Source organism: Rhodanobacter sp. Root627 (assembly GCF_001427835.1).
Classification (GTDB): Bacteria; Pseudomonadota; Gammaproteobacteria; order Xanthomonadales; family Rhodanobacteraceae; genus Rhodanobacter; species Rhodanobacter ginsenosidimutans.
Map to the genome: position 1 here is coordinate 111,104 of NZ_LMGW01000002.1, position 14,705 is coordinate 125,808.

Annotated in this window: 11 protein-coding genes; 7 read left to right on the top strand and 4 right to left on the bottom strand. The window is 66.5% G+C overall.

Going from position 1 to position 14,705, the window contains the following annotated elements:
• Nucleotides 1-55: 55 nt before the first annotated feature.
• From ASD68_RS07905 to rapA, 4 genes are all read left to right on the top strand, one after another.
• Nucleotides 56-2,170 carry a M13 family metallopeptidase gene (locus ASD68_RS07905; RefSeq protein WP_056081332.1) on the top strand — a complete coding sequence of 705 codons (2,115 nt, stop codon included), beginning with the start codon at nt 56-58 and terminating at the stop codon, nt 2,168-2,170.
• 281 nt (nt 2,171-2,451) lie between these two features.
• Nucleotides 2,452-4,779, top strand: coding sequence for a catecholate siderophore receptor Fiu (locus ASD68_RS07910; RefSeq protein WP_056605472.1), 2,328 nt, complete (start codon nt 2,452-2,454; stop codon nt 4,777-4,779).
• A 189-nt stretch (nt 4,780-4,968) separates the two neighbouring features.
• A complete protein-coding gene (locus tag ASD68_RS07915) occupies nt 4,969-5,649 on the top strand; it encodes a Fe2+-dependent dioxygenase (RefSeq protein ID WP_056605475.1) in 681 nt (226 codons plus the stop codon).
• 103 nt (nt 5,650-5,752) lie between these two features.
• Complete coding sequence (rapA, locus tag ASD68_RS07920) at nt 5,753-8,593, top strand: RNA polymerase-associated protein RapA (RefSeq protein WP_056605477.1); 2,841 nt, start codon at nt 5,753-5,755, stop codon at nt 8,591-8,593.
• 102 nt (nt 8,594-8,695) lie between these two features.
• Here the strand turns inward: rapA and ASD68_RS07925 are convergent, their stop codons facing one another.
• From ASD68_RS07925 to ASD68_RS07940, 4 genes are all read right to left on the bottom strand, one after another.
• Nucleotides 8,696-9,340, bottom strand: a complete 645-nt coding sequence (locus tag ASD68_RS07925; protein ID WP_056605480.1) for a rhomboid family intramembrane serine protease — start codon at nt 9,338-9,340, stop codon at nt 8,696-8,698.
• 172 nt (nt 9,341-9,512) lie between these two features.
• Nucleotides 9,513-10,217: a C40 family peptidase gene (locus ASD68_RS07930; RefSeq protein WP_056605483.1), complete on the bottom strand. Its 705-nt coding sequence runs from the start codon at nt 10,215-10,217 to the stop codon at nt 9,513-9,515.
• A 216-nt stretch (nt 10,218-10,433) separates the two neighbouring features.
• Nucleotides 10,434-11,153: a YggS family pyridoxal phosphate-dependent enzyme gene (locus ASD68_RS07935; protein WP_056605486.1), complete on the bottom strand. Its 720-nt coding sequence runs from the start codon at nt 11,151-11,153 to the stop codon at nt 10,434-10,436.
• Between the two features lie 93 nt (nt 11,154-11,246).
• Nucleotides 11,247-12,701, bottom strand: coding sequence for a M20 family metallopeptidase (locus tag ASD68_RS07940; RefSeq protein WP_056605489.1), 1,455 nt, complete (start codon nt 12,699-12,701; stop codon nt 11,247-11,249).
• A 498-nt stretch (nt 12,702-13,199) separates the two neighbouring features.
• Between ASD68_RS07940 and ASD68_RS07945 the strand changes: the two genes are divergently transcribed.
• The 3 genes from ASD68_RS07945 (at nt 13,200) to ASD68_RS07955 (ending at nt 14,695) form a co-directional block, all read left to right on the top strand.
• On the top strand, nt 13,200-13,514 hold the full coding sequence (locus ASD68_RS07945) for a helix-hairpin-helix domain-containing protein (protein ID WP_056605492.1): 315 nt from the start codon (nt 13,200-13,202) through the stop codon (nt 13,512-13,514).
• Nucleotides 13,515-13,677: 163 nt separating this feature from the next.
• The gene (locus tag ASD68_RS07950) at nt 13,678-14,163 is read left to right on the top strand and encodes an SET domain-containing protein (protein ID WP_056605495.1); all 486 of its coding nucleotides are present in this window, start codon (nt 13,678-13,680) and stop codon (nt 14,161-14,163) included.
• Nucleotides 14,156-14,695, top strand: coding sequence for a GNAT family N-acetyltransferase (locus ASD68_RS07955; RefSeq protein ID WP_056081356.1), 540 nt, complete (start codon nt 14,156-14,158; stop codon nt 14,693-14,695). Before ASD68_RS07950 ends, ASD68_RS07955 begins: the two co-directional genes overlap by 8 nt.
• Nucleotides 14,696-14,705: the final 10 nt, after the last annotated feature.

Here is a 14,705-nt window from a genome sequence, read left to right on the forward strand (position 1 = left end):
GCCACGCTCGCCATCCAAACGCCGCGCTCGCGGACCACAATCACGAGGGAAATCCATGACCAAGCCGTATTTGAAACCGCTGGCGCTGGCCGTCAGCCTGGCCTTGTCGCTGACCGCCTGCGGCAAACAGGAGCCGGCCGAATCCGCTGCGCCGGCGCCCAGCGCCAGTGCGAACGCCGCGGCAGCGCCGGCCGCGTCGGGCGGCATTTTCGATGTCAGCGAGCTCGACCCGAACATCAACGCCTGTCAGGATTTCAACGGCTTCGTCAACGACAAGTGGGTTGCCGCCAACCCGATCCCCGCCGACCACACCAGCTGGGGCGCGTTCAACAAGCTGGCCGAGGACAGCCTCAACACCCAGCATGACATCGTCGAGGCCGCGGCCAAGAATGCCGCCTCCGCCAAGGCCGGTTCGATCGATCAGAAGATCGGCTACCTGTACCAGTCCGGCATGGACGAGGCCACCATCGACAAGGCCGGCTTCGACCCGATCAAGCCCCGCCTCGACGCGATTGCCGGCCTGAAGAACACCAGCGACATCGTCGACTTCATCAACAAGAGCTACGCCGAAGGCAACGGCCAGGTATTCGGCTTTGGCGCCGGCGCCGACTTCGACAACGCCAAGCTGCAGATCGCCTACGCGATGCAGGCAGGCCTGGGCCTGCCGACCAAGGACTACTACACCGAGCCCCAATTCAAGGAGATCCGTGACGCGTACGTGGCCTACATCGCCAAGTCGCTGGAGTTGACCGGCGTGTCGGCCGCCGACGCGAAAGCGCAGGCCGACCAGGTGATGAAGCTGGAAACCTCGCTGGCCGCCGCCTCGCTGGCGCCCACCGAAATGCGCGACCTGGACAACCAGTACCACTTCGTCAGCGTGAAGGAAGCGGACAAGATCACCCCGCACTTCAGCTGGGAAAAATTCTTTGATGCCCAGGGCGTCAAGATCGACAAGGGCTTCTCGCTGTCGCAACCGAAGTTCTTCGCCGAGTTCGACAAGCTGCTGGCCAACGCGCCGGCGTCGCAGTGGCAGGCCTACCTGCGCTTCCACACCATCGACGACTCCGCCAACGCGCTGTCGAAGAATTTCCGCGACAACAAGTTCGACTTCTACGGCAAGACCCTGGCCGGCCAGCCGCAGCAGCAGGAGCGCTGGAAGCAGGTGCTGGGCGCGGTCAACGGCGCCATGGGCCAGGCCCTGGGCCAGTTGTACGTGGCCAAGGAGTTCACCCCGGAAGCGAAACAGCGCGCCGAGGAACTGGTCACCAACGTGCGCGATGCGCTGAAGACCCGCATCGAGAACCTGGACTGGATGAGCGCCGACACCAAGGCCAAGGCAGTCGAGAAGTGGGAGCAGTTCCTGCCCAAGATCGGCTACCCGGACAAGTGGCGCGACTGGTCCGGCCTGGAGCTGACCCCGGACAACTACTACGCCAACCTGCAGGCGGCGGCCAAGTTCAACTACGACTACGACATCGCCCACATCGGCAAGGCCACCGACCGTGGCGAGTGGTACATGACCCCGCAGACGGTCAACGCGTATTACGACCCCAGCACCAACACGATCAACTTCCCGGCCGCGATCCTGCAGCCGCCGTTCTTCGATGCCAAGGCGGATGACGCGATCAACTACGGCGGCATCGGCGCGGTGATCGGGCATGAAGCCAGCCACGGTTTCGACGACCAGGGCAGCCAGTTCGACGGCTTCGGCAACCGCCACAACTGGTGGACCAAGCAGGACAAGGCGCAGTTCGACGCGCGCAGCACCAAGCTGGTGGATCAGTTCAACGCCTATGCGCCGATCAAGGACAAGCCGGACCTGCACGTCAACGGCAAGCTGACCCTGGGCGAGAACATCGCCGACCTGGGCGGCCTCAACGTGGCCTACGACGCGCTGCAGACGGCGTTGAAGAACCATCCCGAGGAAGCGAACAAGAAGATCGACGGCTACACCGAGGATCAGCGTTTCTTCCTCAACTGGGCCCGCGTGTGGCGCGGCAGCATGCGCGAGAAAACCTCGATCGTGCGCCTCAACACCGATCCGCACGCACCGATGGCACTGCGCGCCACCGCCGCGCCGTCCAACATGCCGGAGTTCGCCAAGGCGTTCCAGTGCAAGCCCGGCGACACGATGGTGCGCCCGGCCGACACCCAGGTGAAGATCTGGTAAGGCGTTCGCGCCCGCGCTGCAACAGGTGAAACGAAGAGGCCCCGCATGCGAATGCGGGGCCTCTTTCATTGTGGGAAAGAGGCTGCCCCGCAACAACGCTATTGCAAATCATTCTCATTCCTTTACCATGCGTCCGGTCGCGCCCGCCCCGATCCACGGGTAGCCAGCGCTCCACCCTCTCGCAATAAGTACGCCTCGGCACGACCCGGCGGCTGCGCCGTTCCGCCGTTCGCCCGGCGTCGGCAGCGGGATACATCGCAGATGGCAAAGGAACCCCACGCATGTCCTTCATCAAGAGCCGCAAGCACGCTGTTTCCACGAGCGCGCGCCGCCTGTCGCTGGCCGGCACCACCACCGCCACGTTGCTGACCAGCCTGGCGCTGGCGCAATCCGCCGTGGCCGCGGACGCCTCCCCGGTCGCGCAGCTGACTGACGCACGCACGCTGCCGGGCATCAAGGTGCAGGCCACGCGCGGCGCCGATTACCGCGCCGACAAGGTCGAGTCGCCCAAATTCACCCAGCCGCTGCTGGATACGCCGCAGACCATCACGGTGATCTCCAAGGACCTGATCACCGACCAGGGCGCCACCACGCTGACCGAGGCACTGCGCAACAGCCCGGGCGTGGGCACCTTTTATGCCGGCGAGAACGGCGCCACCTCCACCGGCGACTCCGTCTACATGCGCGGCTTCGACGCCTCCAGCAGCATCTTCGTCGACGGCGTGCGCGACCTCGGCTCCATCTCCCGCGACGTGTTCAACATCGAACAGATCGAAGTGGAAAAAGGCCCGGCCGGCACCGACAACGGCCGCACCTCGGCCGGCGGCGCCATCAACATGGTGAGCAAACAGCCGTTCCTGATGAATGCCGTCTCCGGCTCGGTGTCCTACGGCGACGCCAACCGCAAGCGCGTCACCGCCGACTGGAACCAGGCGATCGGCGAACACGCCGGTTTTCGCCTCAACGTGCTGGGCCAGGATGGCGGCGTCAGCGGCCGTGACGGCGTCCAGGACAACCGCTGGGGCGTCGCACCATCGCTGGCCTTCGGCCTGGGCACGCCCACCCGCGTCTACCTGAACCTGCTGCACGTGAAGCAGAACAACGTGCCCGACGGCGGCGTGGCGACCATCGGCCTGCCCGGTTACCGCAGCCCCGATCCGGACGCCCGGCCGTGGCTGGACAACGCGCCACGCGTCGACCCGGAGAATTTCTACGGCACCGATGCCGACCACGACCACGTCAAGGCCGACATGGCGACGGTGCGCGTCGAGCACGATTTCGCCAACGGCGCCACGCTGCACAACACCACCCGCTGGGGAAGGACGCATCAGGACTATTTGCTGACCTCCTTCATGTACAGCACCGCCAACTTGGTCACGCCCGACCCGGCTGATCCATCCACCTGGACCGTGGCGCGCAGCAACCCCACGTTCAAGGACAACACCAACACCATCCTCACCAACCAGACCAATGTCACGGCGACGTTCCACACCGGCGCGGTGGAGCACGCGCTCAGCACCGGCATCGAGCTGACCCGCGAAAAACTGTCGACCACCGGCATCGCCGTGCTCAACGGCAGCACCTGGACGCCGGCGAACATCTATCACCCCACGCCGCACGCCACCGGCCTGGCCTGGGGCCGCAACAACGCCGACAGTAACGGCAAGACCACCACCGAAGCGGCGTATGCGTTCGATACCCTGAAGTTCGGCGAACAGTGGCTGCTCACCGGCGGCCTGCGCCTGGACCATTACAAGACCGAATTCACCAGCCGCGTGCCGTGCGGTGGCCGCCGCGGACCGGACTGCGGGGCGCTTGCCACAGGCACCGCGGTGCCTGGCGTCAACGCCACCGTTTCGGACAACCTGCTCAACTGGAAGCTGGGCGTGGTGTACAAGCCCGCCGCCAACGGCAGCATCTACGCCGATTACGCGGTGTCCGCCCAGCCGCCCGGCGGCGCGCAGCTGCAGCTGAGCTCATCGGCCAACAGCGCCGACAACCCCGCGTTCGATCCGCAGAAGGCGCGCACCGCCGAACTCGGCACCAAGTGGGATCTGCTGGGCGAAAACCTGCTGGTCAGCGCGGCCGTCTATCGCACGGAAGTCAGCAACGATATCGCCCAGGGCGATGACGGGCTGTACTACCAGACGGCGAAGAAGCGCGTCAGCGGCGTGGAGCTCACCGCGGTGGGCAAGCTGACCGAGCGCTGGTCGGTCAGCACCGGCTTCACCACCATGGACACCAAGGTACTCAAGGGCACGGTGGTTTCGCAGGACGGCTCCGACGATCTGGCGTACACCCCGAAGTATGCGTTCACCGCCTGGACCACCTACCAGTTGCCGTTCGGCCTCTCCCTCGCCGGCGGCGCGCGTTACGCGGGCCAGTTGAAGCGCGGCACCGATGGCGCCGTGGGCACGCCCAACTACACCAAGTCGTATACCGTCTTCGATGCGATGGCCGGCTACACGATCAACAAGCATTTCGACCTGCAGTTGAACGTCTACAATCTGTTCGACAAGACCTATGTGTCGGCCATCAACAAGAGCGGTTACCGCTATACGCCCGGCACGCCGCGATCGGCGATGCTGACGGCCAATTTCCGGTTTTGATGAAGGCCGGGCGTTGAACGGGGAGAATCCTTTCAAGCCGTTCACCCTGAGCGTAGCCGCGCAGCGGCGAAGTCGAAGGGGCTCCAGCACCAGGCTTCGACTCCGCCGCTACGCGGCTACGCCCAGCCCGAACGGTTGAGCGATACGCTTCTTCCCGATTCCCGTTCCTGCTCACCGACGGAACCGCCCATGCTCCTGCACATCCCCGCCGTTCTCGCACCCGATCAGATCACCCGACTGCGGGCCGCGCTGAGTACCGCCGACTGGGTCGACGGCCGCGAGACGGTGGGCGCGCAGGGCGCGAAGGTGAAGCGCAACCGGCAATTGCCCGATGGCTCGCCGCTGCGGCGGCAACTGGGCCGCGTCGTGCTCGATGCGCTGGCGAAGCACCCGCTCTATCACGCCGCCGCGCTGCCGTTGCGCACGCTGGCGCCGCGCTTCAACCGCTACGAGGGCGGCGGCGAATACGGTTTCCATGTGGACGGCGCGGTGATGGCGCTGGATGGTGAGGGCGCGCAGATTCGCAGCGATGTTTCCTGCACGCTGTTTCTCAACGACCCGCAGGAGTACGACGGCGGCGAGCTGATCGTCAGCGACACCTACGGCGAGCACGAGGTGAAGCTGCCCGCGGGCGACCTCATCGTCTACCCCTCGAGCAGCCTGCACCGCGTGGCGCCCGTCACGCGTGGCGCGCGCATCGCCTCGTTTTTCTGGGTGCAAAGCCTGATCCGCGACGACAGCCGCCGTCGCCTGCTGTTCGAGCTGGACGGCTCGATCCAGGCACTGACCGCCAGCGGCGCCGACGCCACCGCCGTGCTGCAACTGACCGGCATCTACCACAACTTGCTCCGCCAATGGGCCGAGACCTGAGCAACCAGGACGTGCGACATCGCGCCGATCCGCATCACAACGGTTCCCAGCAGGGACCGCGCGGCGGATAATCGTCGGCCCTCGAATGCAACACGGCGGCGCAATGTTCGTACCTGGTCAACGCTGGATATCCTCTGCCGAACCCGAATTGGGCCTGGGCACCGTCTTGCGCGTCGAAGGACGCGGCGTACAGGTGCTGTTTGCCAAGGCCGGGGTGCTGCGTCCGTACGCGATCGACTCGGCGCCGCTGTTACGGGCGGAGTTTCGCGCCGGGCAGCGGGTGGCCGGCAAGGGCATCGCGTTTCTGGTCGAGCGGGTGGAAATCCGCGACGAGTTGCTGATCTACCGCGGCGAAGGCCGCGAACTGGAAGAAGGCCAGCTCGACGACGAGCAGAGCGTGAGCCAGGCCGATGATCGCCTGATCGGCGGACGCACCGACCCGGTGGCGCAGTTCGAGCTGCGGCTTGACGGCATGCAACGGCGCGCGCTGGCGCGCCGTTCACCCAGTTGGGGCCTGGCCGCCGCCCGCATCGGGCTGGTGCCGCACCAGTTGCGCGTGGCCGGCATCGCTTCGGCACGACGCCCGCCGCGCGTGCTGCTGGCCGACGAAGTGGGCCTGGGCAAGACCATCGAGGCGGGCATGATCATCGCCCGCCAGCTCGCCACCGGCCGCGCCTCGCGTGTGCTGTTGCTGCTGCCCGACACGCTGGTCTACCAGTGGTTCGTGGAGTTGCTGCGTCGCTTCAACCTCAGCTTTGCGATCTACGACGAGGAGCGTTGCGAGGCACTCGAACAAGCGGGCGAACACGGCAATCCGTTCGAGGACGAGCAACTGGTGATCGCCGATTTCGGCTTTCTGGAAAACTCGCCCAAGTACGCCCAGCAGTTGCTTGAGGCGCCGTGGGATCTGCTGGTGGTGGACGAAGCGCACCATCTGGCGTGGTCGCCCACGGAGGCCAGCCCGCGCTACACGATGGTGGAAAAACTTGCAGCGGTGATCCCCGGCGTGATCCTGCTCACCGCCACGCCGGAGCAGCTCGGCCGCAGCGGCCACTTCGCCCGGCTGCGTCTGCTCGACCCGCAGCGCTACCACGATCTGGACGGCTATCTGGCCGAATCGGACAGCTACCAGGCACTGTCGAAAGTGGCCGACCGCCTGCTCGACGGCGAGCCGCTGGACGACAACCAGCGCGCCGCCCTGGCCGACGCCTTCCGTGGCGACGGCGCACTCACCGCGCTGCTGGCCGACTCGACCAAGCCGGCCAACGCGCGTGAGCTGCTGGCCGCGCTGATCGACCGCCACGGCACCGGCCGCGCGATGTTCCGCAACAACCGCGCTGGCGTGGGCGGCTTTCCGCAGCGCGCGCCGGTATGGCACCTGCTGGATGCGGACGATATCGACGAGGCCACCCGGCAATCGCTGCTGGCCGAATTCCACGCCGACATCCAGCAGCCGGCCGGATTGATCGAGGTGGATTACAGCGCCGACCCGCGCGTGGATGCGCTGATCGCCCTGCTCGACGCGCACCCGCAGGACAAGTTCCTGCTGATCTGCCGCAGCCAGGCCAAGGTGCTGGCGCTGGAGGAAGTGCTGCGTATGCGCAGCGGCGTAGGCCTGGCGCGTTTCCACGAGGGCCTGGGCATCGTGCAGCGCGACCGCAATGCGGCGTTCTTCGCGCAGCCCGACGGCGCGCGACTGCTGCTGTGTTCGGAGATCGGCTCGGAAGGACGCAACTTCCAGTTCGCCCATCGGCTGGTGCTGTGGGATCTGCCGCTGGACCCGGACCTGCTGGAACAGCGCATCGGCCGGCTCGACCGCATCGGCCAGCAGCACGACATCGCCATCCATGTCATCGCCGTGGCCGACAGCGCCCAGCACATGCTGGCGCGCTGGTATGACGAGGGCGTGGACGCGTTCCGCCACAGCCCCGCCGACGGCCGCGAACTGCTGCGCCGCTATGGCGCGACGCTGACCGAACTGGCCGAGGAGCATGCCCGCGGCGACGACAACCGCGACCAGGAATTCGAGGCGCTGCTGGCCGAAACCCGCGCCAGCCACGAGGAGCTGGCCGAGCTGATCCGCGGCGGCCGCGACCACCTGCTGGAACTGGCCGCCAGCCGCGACCTGCACGCCGACGAATTGCAGCAGGCATTCGCGCGCGAGGACAACGACCCCAGCCGCGACGCCTTCATCCAGCGCCTGTTGGAAGCGTTCGGCATCCACCCCGAGGAGCTGGGTGGCCAGGTGCTGCTGCTCGATCCGCAATACCTGTCCACCGACGCCCTGCCCGGTTTTGCCGAGGGCCCGCAATCCGTCACCTTCAGCCGCGACGTGGCGCTGGCGCGCGAGGAGCTGCCGCTGCTGCGGCTCGACCACCCGCTGGTGGCCGGCGCGCTGGACCTGGCGCTGTCCGGCGAACAGGGCAACGCCGCCTTCATGGTGGACGACGTGCTGCCGCCGCGCACCGCGTTGTTGCAGGCGGTGTTCGTGCTGGAGTGCGTGGCCGACCGCAGGCTGGACGCGGAACGTTTCCTGCCCAGCCTGCCGATCATCGTCACGGTCGACACCAGGCTGGCCGAGCGCGCCGATTTCACCCCCAGCGAAGTGGCCTTGCGCAAGGCCGCCGATCGCAACATCGAGGTGGCGCGCTACCGCAAATTCCTGGGCAAGCTGGTGCCGCCGATGCTGGAGCGCGCCGAAACACTGGCCACCAACCGCGGCCAGTCACGCATTGACGAAGCGCTGGCGCTGGCCACCGAGACGCTCGATGCGGAACTGTCGCGGTTGCTGGCCCTACGTGCGGTGAATCCGTCGGTGAGCGACGCGGAAATCGCCGCCGTTACCGACGAGCGCACCCAGTTGCTGGCCGCGCTGCCGCTGTCGCGGCTGCGCCTGGACGCGGTGCGCTTCGTGGTCAGCGCGGATTTCCTGGCCCTGCGTTGACCTGTGGGAGCGGCTTCAGCCGCGATGCTCTTTCTCAGTGCCTGGAGAAGAGCAAGAGCATCGCGGCTGAAGCCGCTCCCACAAAAAACCGGCCCGGCAACGTCAACGCAGCAGCCTGCCCTTGGGCTTGACCGGCAGCCGCCCGCGCCAGTACTGGATCAACACATAGCCGCCCACCATGCCGCCCAGGTGCGCGAAATGCGCCACGCCGGCCTGGGTGCCGGTGACGCCCATCACCAGTTCCACCAGCGCGTAGCCGATCACGAACAGCCACGCGGGCATCGGTACCGGCAGGAACATCAGCATCACTTTCTCGTGCGGGTACAGCATGCCGAAGGCCAGCAGCAGCCCGAACACCGCGCCTGACGCGCCCAGCGTGGGATAGAAGCCGTGGGTGAACCACTGCACCACGATCAGCTGCGCCACCGCCGCCACGATGGCGCAGACGAAGTAATAGATGACGAAGTTGCGCGCGCCGAAGGTGCGCTCGATGACGCCGCCAAACATGTACAGCGCGATCATGTTGAACAGGATGTGGGTTACGCCGCCATGCATGAATGCATAGGTGATCAGTTGCCACGGCTCGAACCCCTGAATATCCGCATACGGCGACGGACCCATTGGCCACAGCGCTAAATATTGGGTCAATGCCAAGCTGGTGGAATCGTGCGTCAACAACTGCAGCAGGAACACCACGACATTGGCGATCAGCAGGTTGCGGGTGACGGGCGGCAGGTTCAAAGGCATGCGGCGGATTCCAGGAAGCAGGTGGCAAGCATGACAGCAGACGCGCCATGGGCGGCGCGCGCATCAACCCAGTGAGATGGGGCGGCCACGGCGATGGCACAAGCAGCGGGCGGGGCGTGAAAACCAAAAGCCGCCTTGCGGCGGCTTCATGCGGTGCGGCGACAGTGGTGGATCAACCGTTGTGCGCGGCCATCGCCATCGCTTCCGGACGCTTGGCGCCCACGAAACGCTTGGCCCAGTAGCCGGTCTCCAGGCTGGAGATTTCCACCGACTTGCCGGTGGTGGGCGAGTGGATGAAGCGGCCGTCGGAGATGTAGATGCCCACATGCGAGACACGGTGCTTGCCGCTCGTGCGGAAGAACACCAGGTCGCCGGGCTTCATGTCGGCGCGCTTGACCTTCAACCCGGCCAGGAACTGCGCCGCGGAATTGGTCGGCAACTGCATGCCCACCGCGTGGGCAAACACGTAACGCACGAAACCACTGCAATCGAAACCGGTCGAGGGGTCGCGGCCGCCACGTACATAACGGGTATCGCGCAGCTTCATCGCCATCGCGATCAAGGCCTTGCGCAGGTCGGTGACGCCGACGACGTCTTCCGCCTCTTCGTCCGCGGCAGTCGCCATATCCGGCTTGATCGGCTTGACCGGCGCGACGTGGGCCACGTTGCGGTGGGCCAGCAGTGCAGGGAACGCGGCGGCATCGGCGCCGGCCAGGGACACGCTGGCGAAGATCGGCAACGGCGCTACGGCCGGGGCGGCAGCGGTGGTGGCGGGCTGAACATCGATATAGGCGCTATGCGTGACGGCAGCATGCAGCGAACCGCAGAGTGATGCGGCAACAACGGCCGCAGCAACGGTCAATCGGTGGCTTGGCATGCGGGACTATCCCCTTTTGCGGTTCACGGACTGTCACCGAACGGTGTCGATGACGTGACGAAGGGGTGAACTTAGCAAAGGGAGATAGGCCGTATGTTCGATCCGGGTTAACTGAACTCCGTCGTTTCGGGTTTCCGAGACGGCGCGCACAGTTGGAATGGACTGATTCGACAGGGAAAATCGTCGCACGCCGGCTGAGATCTGGGCGAACCGCCTTCAGCCGGCAGCAGGTATGACCGTCGGCTGGGGGCGCTGGCCGAAGATCGCCGTGCCGATCCGTATCTCGGTGGCGCCCTCGGCGATCGCCAGCGGGAAATCGCCGCTCATGCCCATCGACAGCCGCGGCAGATCGTGCCCGCGGGCCGCCGCCTGGTCGCGCAGCTCGCGCAACTGGCGGAAACAGCCGCGAACCACGCGCGGATCGTCGGAATGGGTGGCCAGCGTCATCAGCCCGCGCGGGCGCAGGGTCGGGTAGTCGCGCAAGCTGTCCAGGAACGCCGGCAGCTGCGCTGGCTCCAGCCCGTACTTGCTTTCCTCGGCGGCGGTCTTGACCTGCACCAGCACGTCGATCGCCCGCCCCGCGGCCACCAGTTGCCGGTGCAGCGCCACGGCAAGTTGCGGCCGGTCCAGCGATTGCACTTCGCTGGCCAGCCGCGCCACGTCATGGGCCTTGTTGGTTTGCAGGTGGCCAATCACCACCCACTCGATGCCGCAGCCATCCAGCGCGGCAGCCTTGTCGCGGATTTCCTGCACCCTGTTCTCGCCGAAGCGACGCAAGCCCAGCGCCATCGCGGCGCGAACGGTCTCGGCGTCGAAGGTCTTGCTGACCGGCAGGATCGTCACCCCGGCCGGATCGCGCCCGGCGGCATGGCAGGCTTCGTCCACGCGCCGACGGACGTCGGCCCAGTTGGCGGCGAGATAGGTGGGGTCTGGCAACGTTGGAATCTCCTTTGAAGCGAGGAGTGATGGGTGAGGGAAAGCCGGGTAACGCGTGCCCTCCCTCATTCCCCTTGGCTCACTTCTCCGCCGTCACGCCTTGCCGCCGTTCTCGCCATGCCGCGCCACCACCTCGGCCACCACCATGCTCACCTTCTTGCCGGTGGGGATGTGCAGGAACTCGTTCGGGCCATGCGCGTTGGAGTGCGGCCCCAGCACGCCGGTGATCAGGAACTGCGCCTTGGGGAATTTCTCGCCCAGCATGCCCATGAACGGGATGCTGCCGCCCTCGCCCATGTAGGTGGCGGGCGCGCCGAAGTAGTGCTGCGAGGCGTCGTCCACCGCCTGCTCCAGCCACGGCGACAGCGCCGGCGCGTTCCAGCCGCTGCCGTCCTTCTCCAGGTCGAAGCTGACCTTGGCGCCGTACGGCGGGTCCTTTTCCAGCAGTTGCTTCACGAACTCGCCGGCCTTGGCGCCGCTCAGCGTGGGCGGCACGCGCAGGCTCAGCTTCACCGCGGTCTTCGGGCGCAGCACGTTGCCGGCGCTTTCCAGCGGCGGGATGCCGCCGATGCCGGTGACCGCCAGCTGCGGGCGCCAGGTGCGGTTGAGCACCAGCTCGGACAGGTCGTCGGTGACCGGCTGCATGCCTTCCACCCACGGGAACTTGTTGAAGATTTCCTCGCCCAGCACCTCGGCCGAATGCTTCGCCTGCTCGACGCGATGCGGCGGGATGTCGACGTACAGTTCCTTCGGCTTGATCGCGCCGGTGGACGGGTCCTCCAGCCGCGACAGCAAGTCGCGCAGGATGCGGAAGCTGGACGGCACCACGCCGGAGGCGTCGCCCGAATGCACGCCCTCCTCCAGCACCTGCACGGTGAGGTTGCCGCCGGTCATGCCGCGCAAGGACGTGGTCAGCCACAGCTGGTCATAGTTGCCGCAACCGGAATCCAGGCACACCACCAGCGACGGGCTGCCGATGCGGGCGGCCAGGTGGTCGACGTAATGCGGCAGGTCGTAGCTGCCCGACTCCTCGCAGGCCTCGATCATGATCACGCAGCGGGCGTGGGCAATGCCCTGGTCGTGCAGCGCCAGCAGCGCGGCCAGCGAGCCGAAGATGGCGTAGCCGTCGTCGGCGCCGCCGCGGCCGTACAGCTTGTCGCCCTTGAGCACCGGCGTCCACGGGCCAAGCCCGTCGGCCCAGCCGGTCATTTCCGGTTGCTTGTCGAGGTGGCCGTACAGCATCACGGTGTCGTCGCTTTGGCCGGAGGTCGGCGCGCCGTTCGCACCGCAGGCGGGAATGTCGATGTAGATCAGTGGCGTACGCTTTTCCAGCCGCACCACTTCCAGGGTGGCGCCGGGAAGCTTCTCCAGCTTGGCGCGGGCCCAGGTTTCCATCAGCCGCACCGCCGCATCCATGTGGCCGTGCTCGGCCCACTGCGCGTCGAACATCGGCGACTTGTTGGGAATACGAATGTATTCAACCAACTGCGGCACGATTTCGGCATCCCACAGGTCACCGACGTAGCGGGAAAGGCGGGCAGTATCCATCGCGAAACTCCAACAGCGGCAAATGCGCATTCTATCAGTGGCCCAGGGCAATGCTGACCAAGTATCGCCGCCGTCATGATGACTGGAAGGCCCGCAGGTGGTGTTGCGTGGCGCCGGCAAGACTGGCCGTCTTGTCAAGCCGCGCGGCACCGCCTGCGGGCCTTCCAGTCATCACCTCACCATTTCAGATTCAACAGGTTGAGGCCCATCCTCTCTGTCCGCAGGCCTTCGGTCCGCCGCCTCGACAGACGGCCAGTCTGTCTTCGCCGACGGCCCTGTGCCCTGCGAACAGAGAGGATGGGTGACGGCGGCGATACTTGATCAGCGTTGCCCTAGGTTGCCCCTGCGCCGACGTGTCGTAAGTCATGCCTCACAGTTCTCCACGCATGACGCGCACGGCCTGTCTGCGCGCGGTCCGGCTGTGCCCGCCGCGCGAAGCGGCCAGTGTGGGGAGGCGGCCATCGGCGCCGCCTCGATTCTTTCGCAAGGAGCAAACCCATGATCCGCAAACTCGCCACCCTCGCCTTCGTCGCCCTGGTCTCCCTGCCCGCGCTGGCGTTCGCCGCCACGCCGGTCAATATCAACCAGGCCGACGCACCCACCATTGCCAAGTCGCTGGACGGCATCGGCACTTCGCGCGCCGAGGCCATCGTGGCCTGGCGCGATGCCCACGGCCCGTTCAAGAAGGCGGACGACCTGCGCCACGTCAAGGGCATCGGCAAGGCCACCATCGAGCGCAACCGCGACGCCATCCTGCTGGCCGATACCGCCGCAGCGCCGGCCGTGCACAAGAACGCCACCCGCAAAGAGTGACCCTTTCCTTTGCCCCCTCCCCTGCGTCAGCAAGGGAGGGCTGGGGAGGGGTCGCTCTTGATCTTCCCCTCCGGACCAGGCGCCGCCCCGCTCCCGCCCCCCCAACGTCCACCCATCGCACCGCTGCGCTAAACTCGCGCGCCCTGCTGCCGTTGTACTGGACATGATCCTGCCGCGTTACCACGTTGCCGCCTCCGCCATACCCGGTGCAGGCAAGGGCCTGTTTCTCGATGAACCCGTCGCCGCGGGCCGCGTACTGACCGCGCCCGACGGCATCGACCGCACCTTTCGCCACGCCGAAATCGCCGCCTCACCCGCGCTGAGCGCCCAATGGCACACCAGCGCGCGCTGGTTCGAGGATCGCTACACGCTGTCGCCGGACTGGCCCGACGAGTGCTACATCAACCACAGCTTCGCGCCAAACGGGCTATGGCACCTGGGCTTCGTGTTCGCGCTGGCCGACCTGCCCGCAGGAACCGAGCTGACGGTGGATTACCGCCACCTGCTGCCGCCGGGCCAGAGCGAGGATTTTGCCGATTCGGTGACAGGTGAGATAATTACCGGCTTGCCCTGGCACGAGAGTCTTGCCAGCACTACCCAGGCGCTGGCCCGTTTGCTGGCCGCCACCGACGCTGACCGTGATGTTTGACATTCCTACCCTCCAAACGGCGCGCTTGCGCCTGACCGCGCTCACCGAGCGTCACTTCGACGATTACGCCGCCATGCTGGCCAATCCCGAAAGCACGCGCTGGGTCGGCGACGGCCAACCGCTGGACCGCACCAACGCCTGGCGTTCGCTGGCGATGCTGCTGGGCCACTGGCAGTTGCGCGGTTGCGGCATGTGGGCGCTGGAGCTGAAAAGCACCGGCGAGTTCATCGGCCGCGTGGGTTTCATGTACCCGGAAGGCTGGCCGGATCTGGAGCTGGGCTGGATGCTGAAACCCGAACACCAGCACATGGGTTACGCCACCGAGGCAGGCAACGCCGCGCTGGATTTCGTGTGGAACCGCCTGCACGCGCCGCGGGTGATCAGCCTGGTGCGGATCGGCAACGAAGCCTCCGACCGGCTGGCCGAACGGCTCGGCGGCGAGCATATCGAAGACATGGATTTCTACGGCAGCCACAGCCACGTGTTTGCCTACTACCCGCCCCATCGCGAGCATCGCCGCGCCTACGCGTAAGTGCCGCGCA